Here is a 557-nt window from a genome sequence, read left to right as displayed (position 1 = left end):
CCTGTCGGAGGGCGGGGTTGTAGGCGGCTTGGCGGGCGCGCTGCTTGTCGTAGTAGCGGCGGGCCCCGGGTGAGGCGTTCAAGGCGGAGAACGCCTGGCGTTGCAGGGCGTCGGCCAGTCGGTTGTTGGCACGTAGCGAGCCTGGACGGTGTGGTTCTTGCCGGAGGCCCGGGTGATGGGGCTGGTGCCGGCGTAGTTCTTGCGGGCTTTCGAGGACGCGTAGCGGGTGGGGTCGTCTCCGAACTCGGCGAGCACCCGGGCACCGGTGATCACCCCGATGCCGGGTATCGAGAGGTAGATATCAGCGTCCGGATGCGCGAGAAAATGCGCCTCCAGGTCGGCTATCTGCTCGTTCAGGGCGATCATCGCTCCGGTTGTGCCGATGGTGCCGGGCGAGGACTGCGGTGATCTGGGGCCAGGTCAGCTTCGCCGCCGCGGCGGGTGCGGGCGCCTTGATCAGCAGTTCCAATGCGTCCGTGCTGGTCAGTTCCAGGTCTGCGTAGGCGTTCAGGGCGGCGGGGAAGTATTCGCGCAGCGTGTTGCGCAGTCGCTGGAAT

1 protein-coding gene and 1 pseudogene are annotated in these 557 nt (G+C 67.3%); both read right to left on the bottom strand.

Translation table 11 applies throughout. The annotated features are described in order from the left end of the window. Positions 1 to 78: 78 nt before the first annotated feature. Complete coding sequence (locus tag VXC91_RS46745; protein ID WP_329513386.1) at positions 79 to 366, bottom strand: transposase; 288 nt, start codon at positions 364 to 366, stop codon at positions 79 to 81. Further along, a pseudogene (locus tag VXC91_RS46740) lies at positions 302 to 557 on the bottom strand (hypothetical protein); the annotation flags it as partial. The gene VXC91_RS46745 and the pseudogene VXC91_RS46740, both read right to left, overlap by 65 nt.

It is taken from the genome of Streptomyces chiangmaiensis, assembly GCF_036281785.1.
Taxonomy (GTDB): domain Bacteria; phylum Actinomycetota; class Actinomycetes; order Streptomycetales; family Streptomycetaceae; genus Streptomyces; species Streptomyces chiangmaiensis.
This window is presented reverse-complemented; position numbering and strand designations above follow the sequence as displayed.

Bases quoted from the DNA above. Each gene is read 5' to 3' on its own strand.
- VXC91_RS46745 (WP_329513386.1), bottom strand. From the start codon at position 366: ATGATCGCCCTGAACGAGCAGATAGCCGACCTGGAGGCGCATTTTCTC.